The organism is Acetobacter sp. AAB5 (genome assembly GCF_050106715.1).
In the GTDB taxonomy this organism is placed as follows: domain Bacteria; phylum Pseudomonadota; class Alphaproteobacteria; order Acetobacterales; family Acetobacteraceae; genus Acetobacter; species Acetobacter oryzifermentans.
This window is the reverse complement of the sequence record NZ_JBNIEW010000005.1, coordinates 1-20,629: the sequence shown is the minus strand read 5'-3', so window position 1 is coordinate 20,629 and position 20,629 is coordinate 1. Positions and strand designations below refer to the sequence as shown.

The following is a 20,629-nucleotide window of genomic DNA, read 5'->3' as shown; positions in this document are numbered from 1 at the left end:
TGTTATTTACGGAACAGGCTTTTTCTTGTTTTTACGCTGGCAGAAGGCACTTTTTCTTCTAACAAAGTATGGTTTTTCACCATTTTGTTTTCTGTTTTAGTGGGATTTGGCAAAACATTTTTACTGGCTGCGTTGCCACCATCAGCTACATTCTGCTCCACCTTCTTTTTTGTTTTTGAAGGAGCAGCAGGAGCCTGATTGTTTACAAAGGGAGTGCGCATATTCGTTCTCCATCCAAGAGAAGCCAGCCGCAGACGTTTCGATTGTACTTTAGGTAGATTTCGAGAAAGAAAATCATGTAACCATGACAGATAGAATATAATTCTAACCGCCAAGTATTGAGCCGTTATTCAACGCAGGAACAGATGAAACGTTCCAGAACGGGTTGGACCTTATATAAGGTAGAACTAAAAATAATTTTTAAAGGAAATGCCAGCCTATCCACATTGGCTTATTTTACAATATCAATCATCAAACCGCACTGTGCGCCCTTGTTTAATACGTGCGCGATGCGCTTTTCCCTGCAACCGCCGTTGGCGCGCTGCGCGGCTAGGGCGGGTGGCAACACGAAAAGCCGGACGATGTGCAGCCTCACGTATTAAAGCGGCCAAACGCTCTACTGCGTCCTCACGGTTGCGCTGCTGTGTGCGAAACCGCCGTGCTGTAATAACAATAACCCCATCACGCGTAGCCCGACTTCCCGCCAGTTCCAGCAAGCGCGTACGCACGCGATCAGGCAAAGAAGCAGAATGTGCCGCATCGAACCGTAATTGGGCAGCCGTGGCAACCTTGTTTACATTTTGCCCGCCAGGGCCAGACGCCAAAATATAAGTGACCTCCAATTCGGAATCGGCCAGAGAAATGTTGGGAAGGATAGAGATTGCCATAAGTTCAGCATAACACGTTTTGTGTTGTTATGCTTGTGCGCCCAAAATCTGCCGTTGGAACCATTTTGCAGCTCATGCGTAAAAATAAGAATACGGGGAGCGACGAAACCTTAGAAACGCACGATTTAAGATTATGTAAAGGGACGACGCTCCCGCCGAAACACTGGCGAGGAGAAGATCATGGTTGTCAAAAAAAATACGCCAAGCAAGGCTGCTAAAAACGGTTTAAAAGCAGATAAAGATAAAATTGAACCAAGCTATACCGAGCAACAAGGGAATGGGGGAGAAACACACCAGCAAGCTGGTGGTGATGTGGCAACGCTTACCTCTGCTCAGGGTATTCCCGTAGCGGATGATCAGAACACTCTGCGTTACGGTGCACGTGGCCCGGCGTTGATGGAGGATTTCCATTTCCGGGAAAAGATTTTTCATTTTGACCACGAACGTATTCCCGAACGCGTTGTGCATGCTCGTGGCTATGGTGCACATGGGTATTTTGAACTGACAGACAGCCTTGCAGACGTTACGCGAGCCGCCATTTTTCAGAATGTGGGGGAACGTACGCCTGCCTTTGTTCGGTTTTCTACGGTTGCAGGCTCCAAAGGTTCATTTGATGTCGCACGAGATGTCCGTGGGTTTGCCGTCAAGCTTTATACCAAGGAAGGCAACTGGGATCTGGTTGGCAATAATATTCCGGTATTTTTCATTCAGGATGCCATCAAGTTTCCTGATATGGTGCATTCTGTAAAACCCGCGCCAGACCGTGATTTTCCGCAGGCACAATCTGCCCATGACAACTTCTGGGATTTTATTTCGCTAAGCCCAGAAAGCTTTCATATGATCATGTGGGTGATGTCGGATCGGGGTATCCCGCGTTCCTTCCGTTTTATGGAAGGATTTGGGGTGCATACATTCCGCTTTTTAGACAGCAATGACCGCTCAACCTTTGTGAAGTTTCATTGGAAGCCAAAGCAGGGCTTGCAGTCTGTTGTGTGGAACGAAGCCGTCAAGATCAACGGGGCGGACCCTGATTTCCACCGACGAGACCTCTGGAGTGCAATTTCCAGCGGAGACTTTCCCGAATGGGAACTTGGCGTACAGCTCTTTGATGAAGAATTTGCCGAAAAGTTTGATTTCGATGTGCTGGACCCCACCAAACTTATTCCAGAGGAACTGGTACCTGTCAGAATAGTGGGCCGCCTGGTACTGGACCGCGTTGTTGATAACTTTTTTGCCGAAACAGAGCAGGTGGCCTTCTGCACACAGAATGTGCCACCCGGCATTGATTTCTCAAACGATCCTCTGCTTCAGGGCCGAAATTTCTCGTATCTGGATACACAGGTCAAACGGCTTGGTAGCCCCAATTTTACGCATATCCCCATTAATGCTCCTAAATGCCCCATGGCGCATTTTCAGCAAGATGGGCATATGGCCATGCACAATCCTGTAGGCCGCGCCAATTATGAGCCAAATAGCTGGGGGGCCGCCGGTGGCCCGCGTGAAAACCCCAAACAGGGCTTTCGCAGTTTTGCGAGCGAGGAAACAGGCCCCAAACGGCGCCTGCGGCCTGAAAGTTTTTCAGACCATTACAGTCAGTCCCGGCAGTTTTACATCAGCCAGACGCCCATTGAGCAAAAGCATATAGCAGATGCCATTACGTTTGAGCTGAGCAAGGTGGAACGGCCCGATATCCGCTCCCGCGTTGTATCTCATCTGCTGCATATTGATGAGGAACTGGCAACAACAGTAGCAGACGGGCTGGGCTTACCACTGCCAGAACCCGCACAAGGAACACAGCCTACACGCACAGATCTTCCGCCATCTGATGCGCTCAGTATCCTTAAGAATGGGCCAAAAACATTTGCTGGCCGAAAAATGGGTATTTTGGCGACAGATGGTATAGATGCAGACCTTTTTGCTGCGCTTATTGCCGCTCTTCAGGCAGAAAAAGCCGATTATGAAGTTGTTGCCTCCAAAATTGGCGGCATTACATTATCGGATGGCACCAAGGTAGCGGCGCAACAGAAAATAGATGGCGGCCCATCTGTACTCTACGATGCCGTCGCTATTCTTGCTTCCAAGGAAGGCACAAAAGTGCTGGCCAGTAATCCAGCAGCCAAAGATTTCCTGACCGATGCTTTCACGCATAACAAATTTATTGGCTATTCTGCAGAAGCTTGCACGTTGTTTAAAAAGGCAGGTCTGGCAGAAGATGTTGATAAAGGCTGCATCAAACTTGGTGGCAAAAACGATGCCAATGCGTTTGTAAAAACCTGCGGCGCACTCCGCTTCTGGCAACGTGAAAAGCTGGATTAAGGATACACATCAGCCCTCACGCGCGTTTATGAACATGGGTGAGGGCTGCCTATTTTGCCAAAAGCTATTTGTTACTCATAGCCTCATAATTTGCAGGATACTGGCTGCGCTGTGTAACGGGCGAACAGCGCAGCCAGCACCAACCCGCCAAGGCCGCAATAACAGACCCGGCAAAAATCCCCAGTTTTGCTGATACGACCGTATCCGTATCCTGGAATGCCAGACCGGCAATAAACAAGCTGATGGTAAAACCAATGCCACACAGCAAGGAAAGCCCAAAAAGCATTTTCACCGATGTTGCCGCTGGGGCAGGGGCTATGTGCAACTGGAATGACAATATGGTTGCCCCAAACACACCAACGGGCTTTCCCACCACCAACCCCAGTATGATGCCAAGGGGAACAGGAGCAAGAAGCGTGCCCAGATGCACGCCAGCAAGAGAAACCCCAACATTCATAAAGCCAAATAGGGGAAGCACCAGCCACGTAACAAAAGGTGTTAGTGCGGAGGATACTTTTTCAAGCGGTGTTATTTGTTCTGTATTTTTTGCACATGGCTGGGCTGGCAGGCAAAGACCAGTAATAACCCCAGCAAGCGTTGGGTGCAGGCCGGAAGATAAAAGCATGCCCCAAAGCAGCAAGCACCCAAGAGCGTAAACCCACACAGATCTGCAATCCAACAACCGATTTGCAGCAATCATGGCCATGGTAACAAAAAACACACCTGCCAGCGCGGGCCAATAAAGGGCAGAACCATAAAACAGGGCAATAACAACAATGCCCAACACATCATCAAAAATGGCAAGCGCCATAAGCCATGCACGCGCCCCGGCAGAAACACGCGCACCCAGCGCCATAATAACGGGCAGTGTAAATGCAGCATCTGTGGCTACAGGAATGGCCCATCCATGAAATGCTTCTGTATGCCCATGCGTTACCAAAAGGTAGGTAAGCGCTGGCACAACCATTCCCCCCAATGCGCCAATCAATGGCAAGGCAATCTGGCGCATGGATGAAAGATGGCCCGAAACCATCTCTTTCTTGATTTCCAGAATAATCAGCAGAAAAAACAGCGTCATCAACCCATCAGATACCCATGCCGCAAGTGTATCTGGCATATGCCGCTCTAAAAAAGGCAGCCGCATAGGCATTGTAATCAGGGTTTCATAACCATCAGACCAAGCCGAATTTGCTAGGGCAAACCCTGCAAGCGAGGCTAGGAGCAGGGCTGTTGCACCTCCTGCGGGAGATTGCAAAAAACGTTGGATACGATGAACGCACGCAGCAGAAGTATCTGTCATGCGTGAATATTGAAGGCGTTACATGCCCCGCACAAGGGAAGAAAAGCGTAAAACCGCCGCTTCTCTTCCTATCAGCAAACCTCAATATGTCTGGGTAATTTTATTCCGGCGTTGGGGTGCATTGCGGCGTAACGGCTTGCCCGTTCATAACATCCTGCGTGAAAGAAGCTGAATCTGGCAACGAGGCATTTACCGTCTGATCATGGTTCAGGCTTTTGTAAACATGTGCCTGCACCACTGTGCCAGCAGCACAGGCAGCTTTTACCAGCCCGAGCTGAAGCGGTGGAGGCACATCCTTATCCAGCTCTCCCGTGCCCATAAACAGTGGTTGAGCCAGATGCATGGTAGGATATTGCATGGCCTTTAAAGCCGGAGCGAGATTTTTTGCAAAGTCAGGCTGAAGTGAATTGCTAAAATTCAACCCATCTGCCTTCACCTTATCTGTCAGCTCATGCACACATAAATTGGCTGCGGCACGATAGGCTGGCATGGCTTTAGCTGTAAAAACGCTTTCTGGCTTAAAGGCTGTATCATACCCAGAAAGCCCCTGTGCCAGATAAAGCGCATAAACGATAACCGGATTATACGGCGCATTATCCGGCGCGGTGGCTATTTGCTTAAGTAGTTCTGGCGTAACATACGGTGCACCCGTGGCCACAGTGCCTCGGATATTCAAATCTGGCGCATATGTTGGTGCAAACGCTGCGGAGGCAAACGCCGCGCCACCACCCTGAGATTGCCCAACAATCATGATTTTGTTCTGCAAATCTGGCACCGAGGCCAAGGCGGCCTTCACGCTATCCAGCAGGTTATAGGCTTCCACGCGTGCGTTCAGATACGGATGAATACCCGAGGTTCCCAAACCCTGATAATCCGTACCTACTACAGCAAAGCCACGTTTCATCCATTCAGAGAGATAACGCTTGTTACGTGCGCTCCACGCATTGTTAGAGGGTGCGCAGTGGCCTGCAACACCTACCGTGCCATGCGCCCAGGCAACAATGGGCCATCCACCAGCAGGTGGCTTGCCTGCGGGCAGAATAACTTCTGCCGTAACCGGCACCAGCCCTTTGCCCGTAATGCCATTGGTGGAAAGGTAGGTTATACGCAAGGATCGCCCAGCATCAGGCAATGTAAAAGCCACTGGCAAAGATTGAGACGATGTGAGCGTACCAGCCGCACCAGATGGGGCTGCCGATGCAGCAATGGCGCTGGAGCTTGCACCCATAAGGCAAAGACCAGCAACCAAACGAGAAACATGATAAACAGAGGGAAGAAAACGCAAGAGATATCCTTCTTCAGGCTATTGGTCTTGTGTTTGACCGCCCGATACGCTGAAACTTAACAACGTTAAGAATGGAGCATGAGAAAAGAATGTCAAGTGTTCTGATGGCTATCGCGAATATTCTGGAAAATACATAATGGCCCAGCCTGTTCAGCCTAAAAAAGCTTACCATCATGGAGATCTCCCAACCGCTCTTTTGCGTTCTGCGCGCGCCATTCTAGAGGAACAAGGCATTGCAGCCCTAGGGTTGCGGGCCATTACACGCCATACGGGTGTCTCACAAACAGCTGCAATTCCGCATTTTGGAAATTTAACAGGCTTGCTCAGTGCGCTGGCAACAATAGGATATGAAGAACTGGCGGCAACGCTTACACCGCTGCTTGATAAAGGGCCACACGCTGTTGGCGTGGCCTATGTACAATTCGCCATGCAACACCCGGGCCTGTTTACCCTTATGTTCCGTAGCGATGTAATTGATAGAAAAGACCCGCATCTGGCTGCGGCTGCGGGCAAAACATCCGCCATGCTCACTCAATTTGTAGGAGACCTAAAAGGCAAGCATTCCGCCCATACACGTGCTGGCGCACGCGCAGCCTTGTGGGCCAAAGTGCATGGCTTAGCTGTATTGGCGATAGACGGCCTTTTGGAAGCCTTGCTGACGCGAGAAGGCGAGGGCATGACTTTGGATGCGCTTATTGAAGATGCCCTTAGGTTGTGAATTTAGTTTTTATATTTACTATCATATAGTTATGGATGATTCTTCATTTAGAATGAATGGCTTTCTGCCATTCTAAAAATGCATTCGTGCATTCCAATAATGCGGTTGCACAATCATCGCTCCCATTTTAATTCCATCCGGACGGATTGAAATAATAAAGGACGGTGCATGGGCCGCCGCAGAACCATTGATCGGGAGAGCGTTCTGGACAGCGCGGAACAGCTTGTTCAGAAGGGCGGAGCAACTGCTTTAACGCTTGATGCCGTAGCCAAGGCCGCGGGAATTACCAAAGGCGGCCTGCAATATTGCTTTGGCAATAAGGATGATCTGATTACCGCCATGATTGATCGCTGGATAGCAGCGTTTGATCTGGAAATAGCAAAATATGTGGGGCCCAAGGCTTCTCTGGCAGAGCGGGCACGCGCCTATGTTATGGCCTGCCGCCAGATAGATGCCGCCACGCAAGCCAGAATGGTGGGAATGCTTATTACCTTGCTGCAATCTCCCAAATACCTCAACCGGATACGGGAATGGTACGCCGGATGGTTTGGGGATTGTAACGCCACCTCGGAAGATGCGCATCAGGCGCGTACGGCAATTTTTGCCGCGGAAGGGGCTTTTCTTCTCAGAAGCTTCGGCTTTATCGCTATGGATCAGTCTGGATGGGATACAGTGTTTACAGATTGCCTGCGGCTTATTACGCCCCAAGTAGAAACACCGTGATCTTTAAAACAGGAACCAATGAGTCTTTCATGATATTTCGCGCAGGTATGACACAATGAATATGGCAAGCCGTTTTTCATTAAAGAAGATTTTGCGTTCTGGTTCAGACACTCAGGGAACAAACGTTAACACCCTTATTAAGTCTGGAAGCTCGGATATTGTGCGTCAAAAACCCACCCCACAGGTTCCGGCAAATATGTCCGCCCTTAAGGCAATGGGAAACAGCCTGACACATACGCTCTCTTCTGCCTGTGAATGGTTGATGAAGCAGCAAAAGCCCGACGGACATTGGGTTGGATCTGTTGGTTCCAATGCCTCCATGGAAGCTGAATGGTGTTTGGCCCTGTGGTTTTTGGGGCTGGAAGACCACCCTTTGCGGCCACGTCTGGGCAAGGCTCTGCTTGAAATGCAGCGCCCGGATGGATCTTGGGGCACATATTATGGCGCTGGTAGTGGTGATATCAACGCAACGGTGGAAGCCTATGCAGCACTCAGATCTTTGGGTTACGCAGAAGATGACCCAACAGTTAGCAAAGCCGCAGCGTGGATTATCAGCAAAGGCGGCCTGAAGAATGTGCGTGTGTTCACCCGTTACTGGCTGGCCCTGATTGGGGAATGGCCGTGGGAGAAAACACCTAATCTTCCGCCAGAAATTATCTGGTTCCCCAATAATTTTGTGTTTTCCATTTACAACTTTGCGCAGTGGGCCCGCGCTACCATGATGCCGCTGGCTATTTTGTCTGCGCGCCGTCCATCTCGTCCATTGCGTCCGCAGGATCGGCTGAATGCCCTTTTCCCTGGTGGTCGGGAAAACTTTGATTACGAACTGCCCACCAAAGAGGGCAGAGATGTTATTGCCGATTTCTTCCGCATGGCTGACAAGGGGCTGCATTGGCTCCAAACCTCTTTCCTCAAGCGCGCCCCTTCGCGGGAAGCCGCCATTAAAGACGTGCTGGAATGGATTATCTGGCATCAGGATGCAGATGGCGGATGGGGGGGCATTCAGCCGCCATGGGTGTATGGTCTGATGGCCCTGCATGGTGAGGGCTACCAATTCCATCATCCTGTTATGGCCAAGGCCCTTGATGCGCTGAATGATCCCGGTTGGCGGCATGATAAAGGAGATGCCAGCTGGATTCAGGCCACAAACAGCCCGGTGTGGGATACTATGCTCTCCCTTATGGCGCTGCATGATGCCAATGCCGAAGAACGCTTTACCCCAGAAATGGATAAAGCACTGGATTGGCTGCTATCCCGCCAAGTGCGCGTAAAAGGGGATTGGTCTGTTAAGCTCCCCAACACAGAACCCGGCGGCTGGGCGTTTGAATACGCCAATGACAGATACCCCGATACAGATGATACCGCCGTTGCACTAATTGCCCTTGCATCTTGCCGTAACAGGCCAGAATGGAAAGCCAAAGGCGTAGAAGAAGCCATTGGCCGTGGTGTTCGATGGCTGGTAGCTATGCAGAGTTCTTGCGGTGGTTGGGGCGCTTTTGACAAGGACAACAATAAGAGCATTCTTGCCAAAATTCCGTTCTGCGATTTTGGGGAAGCCCTAGACCCGCCATCGGTAGACGTAACAGCGCACGTTCTGGAAGCGTTTGGCTTGTTGGGCCTCCCGCGTGATCTGCCATGTATTCAGCGTGGGCTTGCGTATATCCGCAAGGAGCAAGACCCCACAGGGCCGTGGTTTGGCCGTTGGGGCGTGAATTACCTGTATGGCACAGGGGCCGTTCTGCCCGCTCTGGCTGCCTTGGGTGAGGACATGACACAGCCCTACATTTCCAAGGCGTGCGATTGGCTGATTAACTCCCAGCAAGAAAACGGTGGCTGGGGCGAAAGCTGCGCTTCCTATATGGAAGTGGAATCCATTGGCCGCGGCACCACAACGCCATCTCAAACGGCATGGGCGCTTATGGGGCTGATAGCCGCCAACCGGCCGCAGGATTATGATGCCATCGCCAAAGGCTGCCGCTACTTGATTGATTTGCAAGAAGAAGACGGAAGCTGGAATGAAAAGGAATTCACTGGCACGGGCTTTCCCGGCTACGGCGTGGGCCAAACCATCAAACTGGATGATCCGGCCATTTCAAAGCGCCTGATGCAGGGGGCCGAACTCTCACGCGCCTTTATGCTGCGTTATGATCTTTACCGGCAGCTTTTCCCGATTATTGCACTTAGCCGTGCTTCCCGTTTAATCAAAATCGGGAACTAATGCCGCAATGGTGGCCCATAAGGATACAGGATTACTCTCCTGTATCCTTATGGCACGAGGTACGGCACACATAACACCCCGCAATGCGGGTGAGGTGTTGAAGCTGCAAATCTTGGCCTTAATGGCCAGAGGGCGTTATCTGGTCCTGATGCTCCGCAGCTTGGCTACTTGTCATAGCCATATCACCGCCGCCTTGCATGCCGCCTCCACCTCCTCCATTACCACCACCGCCACCGGATTTTTCTGATCCGCCATCTTTCCCTTTACCGCCAGAAGCCTGCACGCGGGTTGGCCCTTGTGTGGGAATACTCAGATCTGATGGAATGGGGGCAAGATCCAGCGCCTGCCTTACAAAATTGCGCAAGGATACAACCAGATCATGCGTATGCACCCGCTGGCCCGCCACCAGTTCTCGGGCAGCGTGTTCCGCTAAACGCACATGCTCTTCCGTGCCTAGAAGAATGATATCGGATAAAGCTGCCTCTACAGCATCACGAATACGCCTCGTACGGTCCGATGCGTTGGCATCTTCCAATACAGAAGTGGTTGTCATGGCTTCTGTATCTGCCGCAACGCGGAAATCTCGCTTATGTCTGGGGTCTACGGCCAGATCTCCGGTAAAAGAACCACCCAAGGTGCGGTAAGCAGCAATCAATGTGCGCAAACGCTCATTGATCTGGCGGTTCATACGCTCCCGCCGTTGCTGAATCAGCACCATCATCAAAAGCCGGATGCCAACACCAATTAAAGTAATAAGCGAAAGCCCGATCATGGTGAACAGGAAGCTGTGCCATGAACTAAAGTCTAGATTATGCAATATGGGCTCCCGATACAGATAGCTTTTTAGAACATGACTCTCAGCAGTAGCATACTTGCACAAATCAGCCCGAGCAGAGAAAACCCTTCAGTCAGAAGCAAAGGGAGACCCGCCCGAAAAACAGAACGTATATCTATGCACAGGCCCAACGCAGCCATAGCCAGAATGGTTAAAAAATTGGCTGCAAGGCTTAAAGGTTCAATGATGTCATGCGGGATAACGTTTATGGAGCGTGCAATCATCATGATGATAAAACCAACGATATACCAAGGCACCATCTGAGGCGCACGATGCGTGTGCTGGATCTTTCCCCGGTTTAACCGTGCATGGATTACGGAAAGAGCAATGCACACTGGCCCCAACATCAACACGCGCATGAGTTTAATCAGCATACCAATGTGGCCAGCATTTCCGCCAAAAGCGGAGGCCGCAGCCGTAACCTGTGGCACAGCATAAACTGTTAGGCCAGCAAGAGCACCACCGGTTCGGCTATCCAGAGGAAGAAAGGGGGCCACAAGTGGCAACCCCACAACTAGTATCAAACCACCGGCCGCCGTAAAGGCAATTGTTGCGCCAATATCTTCATCTTTGGCATGAATGGTGGGGGCCGCTGCCATAATGGCAGAATTACCGCAAATGGAATTACCACATGCCACCAAAAGGGTTTGTGGCATAGGCAGCCCCACCAAGCGGCCACAGCAAGTGGTAAATATCACACTGAACGCAACCAGCCCCATAACGCCCACCAAAAGCCAAGGCCCGGCAGAAAAAGCTGCATCAATGCTAAAAGAGGCCCCCAGAAGTACAATCCCAATATTCAAAAGCGTTTTGGAGCATGTTCTGATACCCGGCTGCCATAACAGATCTGGCTTATGCACAGCGCGCACAGCCACACCAACAATAAGCGCCAGATTGAGCATTTCCAGCCAGATTTTCCCGCATAAAAATTCTTCAACCTGCTGGCAGCAATAGGCAACGCCCGTAATCGCTAAACACAGCAAAACACCGGGGAGATTATGGCTGATAACGTCCAATATGCGTTGCTTGAATAATGGTTGCGCCTGAGATGTTGTGAGCATGGCAATGTCCCTTTCTTTGCGAAAGATAAGGGAGACCCATTCCATCACTCCAACTCATTATTCTGGTTATTCCAATCGAAAATTATGATTGATTGTGGTATAAAATCAGGCATGACATTGGAACAGCTTCGTATCTTTATTGCCGTTGCCGAGCGCGAACACGTTACAGCAGCCAGCAAGGCCCTGCATGTTACGCAATCTGCCGTATCGGCCGCCATTGCTACGCTGGAAGAACAGCACGGGGTAAAATTGTTTCATCGTGTTGGGCGCGGCATCTGCCTAACGGAGGCGGGTCGCCTGTTTTTACCCGAAGCCCGCGCTGTTCTGGCGCAGGCAGAAGCCGCCGAAAACATGCTGGAAGCCTTTGGCGGGCTTAAGCAAGGTACACTGCGCGTTGTTGCCAGCCAAACCATTGCCGCCTATTGGCTGCCAGCACTTTTGGTGCAATTCCGACAGAAGTATCCTCAAATTGTCATGGATATTGCCATCAGCAATACAGAAGAAGCTGCAACCCGTGTTAAGAATGGTGAAGTTGATTTAGGTATTGTGGAAGGGCTGGTGGATGACGCTGCCTTGGCGCAGTGGCCCGTTGCAACAGATAGCCTGAGCATTGTGCAAGCCGATGCCTGTGTGCCTAACACCATAGATGCTGCATGGTTACGCTCTGCCAAATGGGTCATGCGCGAACCGGGCTCTGGCACCCGCACCACATTGGAGCACGCCTTACGCCAGCACGGCATAGACCCAGCAGAGTTAGACGTAACACTCGTGCTCCCCTCTAATGAGAGCGTACGCACAGCCATTGAGGCAGGGGCAGGTATTGGCGCTCTTTCCGCATTGGTCGTATCTCCAGCCGTGCTGGCGGGCACGTTACATGCCGTACCCCAGGCTTTAAGCACACGCTTCTTTTACGGTTTGCGGCATAAGGAGCGTTACCGTAGCCCTGCAGCAGAAGCATTGTTGGAATTGATTGCCCAATCCGGCAAACAGCATACCTAAAAATACAACAATCAGGTGCTGGCCTTACCGTTTGGTTGTTTGCGTATCCCAACCGCCACCAAGAGCACGGGCAAGACGCACTGTTGAGAGGGCCTGCCGAGTTTGCGCACTTACCAGTTCATCTTGTGCAGAAATCTTTTTTATCCGGGTTGTCAGAATATCCTGCATGGTAAACTGCCCGCCCTCATAAAGCCCCTGCGCCTGAGTTGTGGCGAGGGTAAGGGATGAAACTTCTTCGCTCAGGCTGGCAATATTCTGGTCTGCGCTGGAACGGCTTTCATAAGCATCTTCTACTTCTGCCAAAGCTGTCAGCACAGTTTGATCATACGATGCCACAGCCTGTTTAAGCTGAGAGTCCGCCGCGCGTATCTTGGCCTGTATGCGCCCAGCCGTAAAAAGAGGCAGATAGGCATTCACAGCCATAAGTCCACCAGAACCGGATACACCCGGAATACCATCAAACCGCAAACGCCCATCACCACCAAAAAACTCTAACCCAAACCGCGGCAAAAGGTCTGTTTTAGTGCTAATCAACCGTTCCAGATTGGCCTGCACAATGTTTTTTTGCAGCAGCACATCGGGCCTGCGGTCTAACACTGTAGAAGGCAGTTCCGTAGCAGGCGGCGCGGGCACCCGATATTGAGCCGGTGCGGTGAGATCAGGCGCTTGTTCAGGGGGTAAGCCGGATAGAATAGCCAGCCGATGGCGGCACGCATCCAACGCGGCAACCAATAATGGCCTTTGCGCCTGCACTTGCTGAACCTGCGCCGTTATGGTTTCCAGATCAGCCCGTGTGGTCTGGCCTGCATCAAACCGGGCCGTGGCATACCGCCCAAGCTCCTGCAACGTGCGGGCAGATTGATCCAGCAGCACAATGCGTTGTTGCAGCCCGCGGGCAGTCAGATAGTTGGCGGCCACATCTGCTGCAATGGCCATATGCGTGCCATGTAGCACGTCTGCCGCCGCCAGAGCCATATGTTGCGCAGCCCGTTTACGCGCACGGTTGCGGCCCCAGATATCTGGCTCCCACGCCATGGTTATGCCAGCCAAATGCCCATCTGTTGCTGGGTCCTGAATATCCGGATCTGCCATCTTCATGAGCGGAGGCACCGGATGCCGCCAATCCACACCACCGCCCATCATGCCGCCTGTGGCCCCAATGGTAGGATACAAGGCAGATTTGGCCATTTGTGTATAGGCGCGAGATTCCTGCACACGCTCCTGCGCCATCCGTATTTCGGGGTTAGCAGCCAGCGCATTGTGCACAAGTTGATCAAGTAATGGATCCTGCCACGCTGTCCACCAGTTTGTTAAGTCCGTAGGCTGTGCATCCTGTGGCGCGGCATTGAACTGAGCCGGAATAGCCACATGCGAAGGCGGTAGCGTGGTATGGAAAGGAGAGCACGCAACCAAACCAGCGCAGAAAAAAGTGCTGAGCAATAGGCGCGCAGAAGATGAGGAAAGAGACATCAGCATTCAATCCTGACGGGCAAGCATGGAGCGGAAGCGAAGCAGCGCCATGGCAAGAAAAAGAGTAGAAGAGAACACAATAGCCAGCAGCGAAGGCCAGATACTTTCCAGCCCGGCACCGCGATATAAAATGGATTGTGAAATTTTGACGAATTGCGTGGTCGGAAAAAACCGCACCAAAGATTGCACAGCCTCTGGCATGCTTTCTACCGGCGTAGCTGCGCCAGAAAGCAGATAGGCCACAGCATAAACAGGTACCACCAAAAGCCCAAATTGCGGCATGGTGGGCGCAATGGTGGCCAGCATCATCCCCAGCGAAGTTACAGAAAATAGGTATAGAATAAGGCAGGCAGCAAACAATAACGGCGAGCCAGAAATAGGCACGGCCAACCCAATATGCACGATAATCCAAAGGGAAAGCATGCTGGCTACAAAGATAACAGCGCCATTTGCCAGAATTTTCCCAATAGCAATCTGGCTGGCCGAAACAGGCAAAACAAGCAGATGCTCAATGGTGCCGTGCTCGCGCTCACGAATAACAGCCGCCCCAACCAGCACAATGGAAAGAATTGTTGCATTGGTGACAACCTGCATAACAGATGTAAACCATGCAGATTCACTATTCGGGTTAAAACGGATACGGCTTTCAGGGTGAAACGGCATCAGCTTATTGATATCGGGGGAATGAAGTTGTGCCTGCACTTCACCCAGAAAGATCTGTTGCAGATAAACACTACCAAGCCCAGCCTGTGTCATGGCTGTGGCATCAATCAGTTCCTGTATCTGCGGCGTGCGGCCTGCCAGAACATCGGCCTCAAAACGGGGCGGAATATCAATAACAAAATTGTACGTGCCGTTATCCATGCCCGTTTTGCCGTCAATACGGTTGGTTAGGGTAGGGGGTTTGAAGTAAGGCGGCAGCACAACAGACCGCAATTGGCGGGAAAGGGCTGAGTGATCTTCATCAATAAACGCAACTGTTGCGTTTGCAACATCTACGCGCACCCCATGCGCTACAAGAACAATGGCCGCAGAAAATGCAAAAACAATCAGGCCCATCAGCACAAAATCGCGCATCAGGCTATGAAATTCCTTGCGGCACAGAAGGCCGACATTCATGAGCCAGCGCAGCATCACGTATCCTGCTTTTTCAAGAAAAGGCGAGCCCCCACCATGTAAAGAGCCGCAAAACCACCCAACGCCAGATACATGCCAAGAAAGGACTGAACGCCCAGCCCCTTTGTAAAACTGCCAAGGCTGATAAGCTGAAACCACGAAGCCGGAAAGGCTTTACCAAGATAGTAGGTAAAGCCCGTAAGTGTTGAAACCGGATAAAGTAAACCCGAAAAATTGGCAGACATAATCAAGCAGATAATGGCCGTACCAAAAATGGCCGCCACCTGAGAACTTACAAAAGTAGAAATCAGCAGCCCCAACCCGGTGCTGGCCAAAATATACAGCGTGGCCCCAATGCTCAGCCCGATAAAGGAGCCCTTAAGAGGCACACCCAGAACGGTAACAGAAAGTGCCACCAGCACCAGATAAGCCATAACAGCCAGGGCCACATAGGGCAGTTGTTTGCCCACCAGATACTGCCCGGAACTGGCAGGGGAGGCATACAGGTTCATAATGGAACCAATCTCCTTTTCCCGCACAACACCAAGGGCTGTAAGCATGGTGGGAACAAGAATAAGCGCCAGCATGATGGTGCCGGGGGTCATGGCGTAAATACTGCGAAATTCCTGATTGTACACAAAGCGCGGCACAATGCTTACGGGTATCAACCCAGATGTTACCGATGCTGGCAGGGTTTTCTGCATATTGGCCATATAGGTTAACAGCACGGCATCTGTATAAGAACGCACATTGGCGCTTAAAAAGGGCATGGAGCCATCAATCACCACACCAATGGCAGGGTTACGGCGTGCAGCAACATCGCGCCCAAAACCGGGGGGAATATCCAGCCCCATTGCAACCTGTCCATGCTGTATGCGCGTTTCCAGTGTTTCGCGATCTGGCGAGAACGCGGTTTCCTGAAAATAGCGGGAACCCCGAAACTGCTCCACAAGTTCACGGCTGGCGTGGGTGTGATCGTAATCTACCACGGTGTAGCGAATGGTATTGATGTCGAACGAAATACTGTAAGCTGAAATCAATAACAGAATAGTCGGGCCAAGAATGGCAAACATCAGCCGCAGGCGGTCACGCATCAGTTCCACAGCCTCACGCCGCGCAAAAGCCCAGCAGCGTGAAAACCAGCGTATATAGGGCGGTATTGTCCGCATTGCAGCAGTTAATTCTGAAGCGGCCTGTTGAGGCTTGGCAACAGCTATGGAATTGCCCGCTTTTTCTAGGCAAGCAATAAAAGCATCTTCCAGAGTGGAAGCACCTTCCTCCTTCGTAATCTCTGCCGGGGTGCCCATGGCCAGCACTTTACCCTTATCCATAAGGGAAATGCGGTCACACCGGGCGGCTTCATTCATGAAGTGCGTAGAAACAAAAATGGTCACATGTTTCTGGCGTGAAAGCGCTACAAGATGCTTCCAGAACATATCCCGCGCAGCCGGGTCCACGCCAGACGTTGGCTCATCCAAAATAAGGATATCGGGGTTGTTAATGCAGGCGGCCGCAAGTTGCAGCCGTTGCCGAAACCCCAAAGGCAGGCCCGTTGGGCGGCTATCGGCCTCTGCCCCCAACTGAAAGCTCTGGAGCATGTTTTCAACACGCTGTTTGGCCTCGGCTGACGGAAGCTGAAAAAGCTCTGCCTGCAACATAAGGTTCTGGCGCACCGTCAGTTCTTCATACAAAGAAAAACCTTGAGACATGTAGCCAATACGCATGCGCGTTTTCATGTCTCCCGGTGTTATCGGGCGGCCAAACAGGGTTGCCGTGCCGCTGGTAATATCCAGCAGCCCTGTCAGCATTTTCATGGTGGTGGATTTACCGCACCCGTTAGAGCCCAGAAAGCCAAAAATCTCACCCCGACGGATACGGAAACTAACGTGATCAACCGCTGTGAAAGAACCAAATTTGCGTGTCAGGTTTTCAGCATCAATAACGGGTGGGCTGCCATCATCCTGATAAGGCGGAATTGTAAAATCCGAAATTTCCTTCTGATCCGCCGCAGGTAAGAGAGAGATGTAAGCTGCTTCCACCGTTGTGGTGTGGGTCTGCTTTTTAACGTCCTCTGTAGGGCCAGAAGCCAGAATACGCCCATCATTCATGGCCACCAGCCATGAAAAGCGCTCGGCTTCATCCATATACGCGGTGGAAACAATAACCGTCATGGAGGGGCGTTCAGCCCGCATTTGCTCCACCAACGCCCAGAACTGACGCCGGGAAAGTGGGTCCACTCCAGTTGTGGGTTCATCCAGAATAAGCAGATCTGGCTCATGCACCAAAGAGCAACACAGGCTGACCTTTTGCTTCATACCGCCAGAAAGATGGCCTGCAGGCCTATCGGGAAAAGGGGCAAGGCCCGTGGCATCCAACAGATGCGTAATACGGTTGGCGCGGGTTGTGGCATCCAACGCAAATAGCCGACCAAAAAAATCGATATTCTCGCGCACGGAAAGGGTAGGGTAGAGGTTCTTGCCCAACCCTTGCGGCATAAAGGCAAGGCGAGAAAGAAAAGCCTCTCGCTCGGCTCTATTGCTGATATCCACCCCAAGCGTGTGAATAGACCCGCGCTGAAGATGCCGAACACCTGCAATTAACCCCAGAAGTGTTGATTTACCAACACCATCCGGCCCAATAAACGCAATGGTTTGCCCTGCGGGAAGGGTGAGAGAAATATCGTGCAGAACATCTCGCCCGTTATAGGCATGGCTTACGCCTTCAACACGAATTTCAGCAGCAGATGCCTCCATTATCTGGCATCGCCAGACAGTGCTGCTTTAGGCCATGCTGCATCTGGCCGTTGCTTGATATAGCCTTCACCCGTCATTCCCGCTTTTAACAATGCGCCAAGACGTTTCTGTTCATCTGCGGTTACGCGCAGTTTTACACGGTACACAAGCTGTTCACGCTCGGTGGCTGTTTCCACATATTTTGGCGTAAACTGAGCCTGACTATCAATAAAGGAAACAGTTGCAGAAACAGGCGTATCCATCCCATCAAACCGGATGCGCGCTTCATCACCTACTTTAAGGTTATTGATGGATGCGGTGGGGAAAAACAACGTCATGTAAGGGTCAACCGGATCCAGCATGGAATACACGCGCCCACCTGGCGGCAAAACACTGCCTGTTTCAATAACGCGGTATTCAATACGGCCAGAAACAGGGGCACGGATAGTCATATCATCCAGCACAGTCTGAACCTGATTAACCTGCGCTGCGGCTCCCTCCTTGGCATGCAAAGCTTCCTGCACAGCCTGAGAGGCTGCATTTACCGCTGCCTGTGCTGTTTCAACCTGTGTGCGTCTTTGTGTCACTTCCATATCGGAAATCAGGTTCTGTTGCCGCATCTTTTGGGCATGGCGCAGTTCATCATGGGCAAGTTGCAATGCGGCCTGCCGTGCCACAAGTTCAGCCGAGGCCCGACCAGCCGCACTTGTGGCGCGGTTTTCCTGCGCTCTTGTCTGGTCGTATTGTGCCTGAATGGTGGCTTTATCTTCCTGCGCAAGAATTTGGCCAGAAGTTACATTATCACCTTCCTGCACCAGCAATTGCGTAATGCGTCCGGGGTATTTTACGGCCACATCCACACGGGTAAATTCCAGCCGCCCATTGCCGTAAATAATGCCATCAGGAACACTTTGAGCCACTTGATGCTCATGCCACGCGAAGGCTCCACCCGCGACCGCAAAGAGAGAAATGGCGATAATTGCAATTTTGGCAGGAGCTTTCACAATAAACCTTGCTGAAAAAAAGCGGATCACAATGCGTTAAAGCGCAGCATGCAGACAGAGCAATATGGTTAAATAATGACACGTCAGTCAAGTTATTATTTAATACACATAAACTCTTGCCGCAAAATCTACAGGCCCATAATATTTTGGGGCATACAGGGTAAAATATGCGTAAAAATACCTCAATGATCTTGATCAAGAAGGCGGGAAAAATAAATGAAATCGCGCAAAGTATAATTTGACACTACGTTCATTTTTGGAAAATCTAATTCCCCGGCACGTAATTCTTATAAACTATAACAAAGTTATTACATCAAAGCGTCTATATCGATTTAAAAATAGATCCTACTGTAGCAATCCCATAATGCGTTCATGCGCTTTGTGATATTGTTCACTCAAAAACTGGAAGTCACACTTATGCCTTTGCCCCGCGTTTCTATTCACTACTGCACGCAGTGTAATTGGCTTTTGCGTGCCGCATGGATGGCGCAAGAGCTTCTTTCCACTTTTGGAAATCAGCTTGGCGAGGTTGCTCTTTGCCCTGATACAGGCGGAAAGTTTGAAATCCGTGTAGATCACGAAGTGATATGGGAGCGTAAGCGGGACGGAGGCTTCCCCAATCCTAAAGAACTCAAGCAAAGGGTAAGAAACATCATCGATCCAGAAAAAGACCTCGGTCACATAGATCGATAAAATAGGTGCATCACAAGCAAGGGTGGAGAGAGATTTTTATCTCTCCAGCCCATATTGAAGGCATCGTTAAGCTTTTAAATTTCAATTGTATAAAACAATTTAAAAAACCTCACTTTAACTAACGCAAGCAAACAAACTTTCATTCTCAAGGTTTTTTTCAAAGCGCGTTTGCCGAACGCGTATCTAGCCATGCGTCTTGGCGCTCTTTTTTACAAAACTGCGCCATACGGGAAGGCTCGTGCTTTACCAGAATATTGCGAGACATTGCAAAATAACTATAAAAAATAGTCTTTTTGCAATTGACTCATTTTAAATGTCATATCTACATAAAAACCGTATGGTTTCGTTATTTTGAGTGGAAACAGACATGCGCTGCTATGATTCTGACAGGCACAGCCTTCCCGATCACTATTTGGCAACGAGGAAGTGCATTTTTTGTTTTTGGTAAGAAACGAAAATTTATCTTACCTTCGAAAAGTAACAATTTATCAGGAATAATATTTTTCTAGAGTTGCTTTTTCAAAAGTTTCTCAAAAAAGCAACGGAGGGAAACTGGCGTAATGCAGGATAACTCTCAACAACTGGAGGGGAAGGAGCGTTATGTTCTACGCGCTGGTGGTGCGGTTGGAGCTGGTGCGCTTATAGCGGTTCTTCTTTTGCATGGAGCTGGTGTGTGGGGTCTGATGTATGGGATGGGCACGAAGGCAAGCGTGCCTGTTGAGCATCCGCCGATCAAGGCTGAGATGCTGCCGCCCCCTCAGCCGCCACCGCCGCCACCTCCACCGCCGCCACCGCCGCCGGTAATGGCCGAGCCACCACCACCGTTCATTCCGCCGCCCAAGATCAAGGTGCCGCCACCGCCCAAGCCGCCCATCAAGCATGTGGCCAAGGCGCCACCCAAACACCCGGCGCCACCACAGACCAAAACGGCCAAGGCCCCGCCAGCCACCACCGAGCCCGCAACCAGCGCACCGCCATCCGATGCGCCGGACACCACGGCTGGCACGGCGCCGCTGAACCATGTGCAGCCGGTCTATCCGCCAGAAATGGAGGAAGACAATATTGAAGGCCGTGTGACAGTGGCATGTGATGTGGAACCTACGGGCATGACCAGCAACTGCCAGGTGCAGTCGGTTTCCGGAGGGCAGGCCTTTGCCCAGGCGGCGTTGGATTACGTGCACAAGGCCCGGTATCGCCCGGCCACGCGTAATGGCGCTCCGGTAAAGGAACTGCACAAGGTCTACGTCATCCGCTTTAGGCTGGATGACTAAA

17 protein-coding genes are annotated in these 20,629 nt (G+C 51.1%); 7 read left to right on the top strand and 10 right to left on the bottom strand.

Annotated elements, in window-relative coordinates; translation table 11 throughout:
- Window positions 1-2: 2 nt before the first annotated feature.
- Window positions 3-335, bottom strand: a complete 333-nt coding sequence (locus tag ACP7IZ_RS06840) for a hypothetical protein (RefSeq protein ID WP_426848414.1) — start codon at window positions 333-335, stop codon at window positions 3-5.
- Window positions 336-464: 129 nt separating this feature from the next.
- On the bottom strand, window positions 465-887 hold the full coding sequence (gene arfB / locus ACP7IZ_RS06835; protein ID WP_006115479.1) for an alternative ribosome rescue aminoacyl-tRNA hydrolase ArfB: 423 nt from the start codon (window positions 885-887) through the stop codon (window positions 465-467).
- 180 nt (window positions 888-1,067) lie between these two features.
- Here arfB and ACP7IZ_RS06830 point away from each other — a divergent pair, with 180 nt between their 5' ends.
- Window positions 1,068-3,203 carry a catalase gene (locus tag ACP7IZ_RS06830; protein ID WP_426848412.1) on the top strand — a complete coding sequence of 712 codons (2,136 nt, stop codon included), beginning with the start codon at window positions 1,068-1,070 and terminating at the stop codon, window positions 3,201-3,203.
- 64 nt (window positions 3,204-3,267) lie between these two features.
- On the opposite strand, the gene nhaA is transcribed toward ACP7IZ_RS06830, so the two are convergent.
- Both nhaA and ACP7IZ_RS06820 read right to left on the bottom strand, forming a co-directional pair.
- Entirely contained in the window at window positions 3,268-4,503 is a 1,236-nt protein-coding gene (nhaA, locus tag ACP7IZ_RS06825; RefSeq protein WP_426848410.1) for a Na+/H+ antiporter NhaA, read from the bottom strand.
- Window positions 4,504-4,603: 100 nt separating this feature from the next.
- On the bottom strand, window positions 4,604-5,788 hold the full coding sequence (locus tag ACP7IZ_RS06820; protein ID WP_426848409.1) for a lipase family protein: 1,185 nt from the start codon (window positions 5,786-5,788) through the stop codon (window positions 4,604-4,606).
- 136 nt (window positions 5,789-5,924) lie between these two features.
- On the opposite strand from ACP7IZ_RS06820, the gene ACP7IZ_RS06815 reads away from it, so the two are divergent.
- The 3 genes from ACP7IZ_RS06815 (at window position 5,925) to shc (ending at window position 9,447) form a co-directional block, all read left to right on the top strand.
- Window positions 5,925-6,506, top strand: coding sequence for a TetR/AcrR family transcriptional regulator (locus tag ACP7IZ_RS06815; protein WP_426848408.1), 582 nt, complete (start codon window positions 5,925-5,927; stop codon window positions 6,504-6,506).
- 168 nt (window positions 6,507-6,674) lie between these two features.
- Window positions 6,675-7,229, top strand: coding sequence for a TetR/AcrR family transcriptional regulator (locus ACP7IZ_RS06810; protein ID WP_426848407.1), 555 nt, complete (start codon window positions 6,675-6,677; stop codon window positions 7,227-7,229).
- 55 nt (window positions 7,230-7,284) lie between these two features.
- Window positions 7,285-9,447 (top strand): squalene--hopene cyclase, encoded by a 2,163-nt coding sequence (gene shc / locus ACP7IZ_RS06805; RefSeq protein ID WP_426848406.1) that lies wholly within the window; start codon window positions 7,285-7,287, stop codon window positions 9,445-9,447.
- Between the two features lie 118 nt (window positions 9,448-9,565).
- On the opposite strand, the gene ACP7IZ_RS06800 is transcribed toward shc, so the two are convergent.
- Both ACP7IZ_RS06800 and ACP7IZ_RS06795 read right to left on the bottom strand, forming a co-directional pair.
- Window positions 9,566-10,264: a hypothetical protein gene (locus ACP7IZ_RS06800; RefSeq protein WP_426848405.1), complete on the bottom strand. Its 699-nt coding sequence runs from the start codon at window positions 10,262-10,264 to the stop codon at window positions 9,566-9,568.
- A gap of 26 nt (window positions 10,265-10,290) precedes the next feature.
- On the bottom strand, window positions 10,291-11,388 hold the full coding sequence (locus ACP7IZ_RS06795; protein WP_426848404.1) for a YeiH family protein: 1,098 nt from the start codon (window positions 11,386-11,388) through the stop codon (window positions 10,291-10,293).
- 54 nt (window positions 11,389-11,442) lie between these two features.
- Here ACP7IZ_RS06795 and ACP7IZ_RS06790 point away from each other — a divergent pair, with 54 nt between their 5' ends.
- Window positions 11,443-12,342 (top strand): LysR substrate-binding domain-containing protein, encoded by a 900-nt coding sequence (locus ACP7IZ_RS06790; protein WP_426848530.1) that lies wholly within the window; start codon window positions 11,443-11,445, stop codon window positions 12,340-12,342.
- Window positions 12,343-12,366: 24 nt separating this feature from the next.
- On the opposite strand, the gene ACP7IZ_RS06785 is transcribed toward ACP7IZ_RS06790, so the two are convergent.
- From ACP7IZ_RS06785 to ACP7IZ_RS06770, 4 genes are read right to left on the bottom strand one after another with little or no spacing between them, the layout of a single operon-like run.
- Window positions 12,367-13,818, bottom strand: a complete 1,452-nt coding sequence (locus tag ACP7IZ_RS06785) for a TolC family protein (protein WP_426848403.1) — start codon at window positions 13,816-13,818, stop codon at window positions 12,367-12,369.
- Window positions 13,819-14,946 carry an ABC transporter permease gene (locus ACP7IZ_RS06780; protein WP_089178997.1) on the bottom strand — a complete coding sequence of 376 codons (1,128 nt, stop codon included), beginning with the start codon at window positions 14,944-14,946 and terminating at the stop codon, window positions 13,819-13,821.
- A complete protein-coding gene (gene rbbA, locus ACP7IZ_RS06775; protein ID WP_426848402.1) occupies window positions 14,946-17,681 on the bottom strand; it encodes a ribosome-associated ATPase/putative transporter RbbA in 2,736 nt (911 codons plus the stop codon). Before rbbA ends, ACP7IZ_RS06780 begins: the two co-directional genes overlap by 1 nt.
- Complete coding sequence (locus tag ACP7IZ_RS06770) at window positions 17,681-18,664, bottom strand: HlyD family secretion protein (protein ID WP_426848401.1); 984 nt, start codon at window positions 18,662-18,664, stop codon at window positions 17,681-17,683. The genes rbbA and ACP7IZ_RS06770 overlap by 1 nt, the downstream gene beginning before the upstream one ends.
- A gap of 417 nt (window positions 18,665-19,081) precedes the next feature.
- Between ACP7IZ_RS06770 and ACP7IZ_RS06765 the strand changes: the two genes are divergently transcribed.
- The gene (locus ACP7IZ_RS06765) at window positions 19,082-19,357 is read left to right on the top strand and encodes a SelT/SelW/SelH family protein (protein ID WP_426848400.1); all 276 of its coding nucleotides are present in this window, start codon (window positions 19,082-19,084) and stop codon (window positions 19,355-19,357) included.
- A gap of 560 nt (window positions 19,358-19,917) precedes the next feature.
- Window positions 19,918-20,628 (top strand): energy transducer TonB, encoded by a 711-nt coding sequence (locus ACP7IZ_RS06760; RefSeq protein WP_426848398.1) that lies wholly within the window; start codon window positions 19,918-19,920, stop codon window positions 20,626-20,628.
- The last annotated feature ends 1 nt before the right edge of the window (window position 20,629 follow it).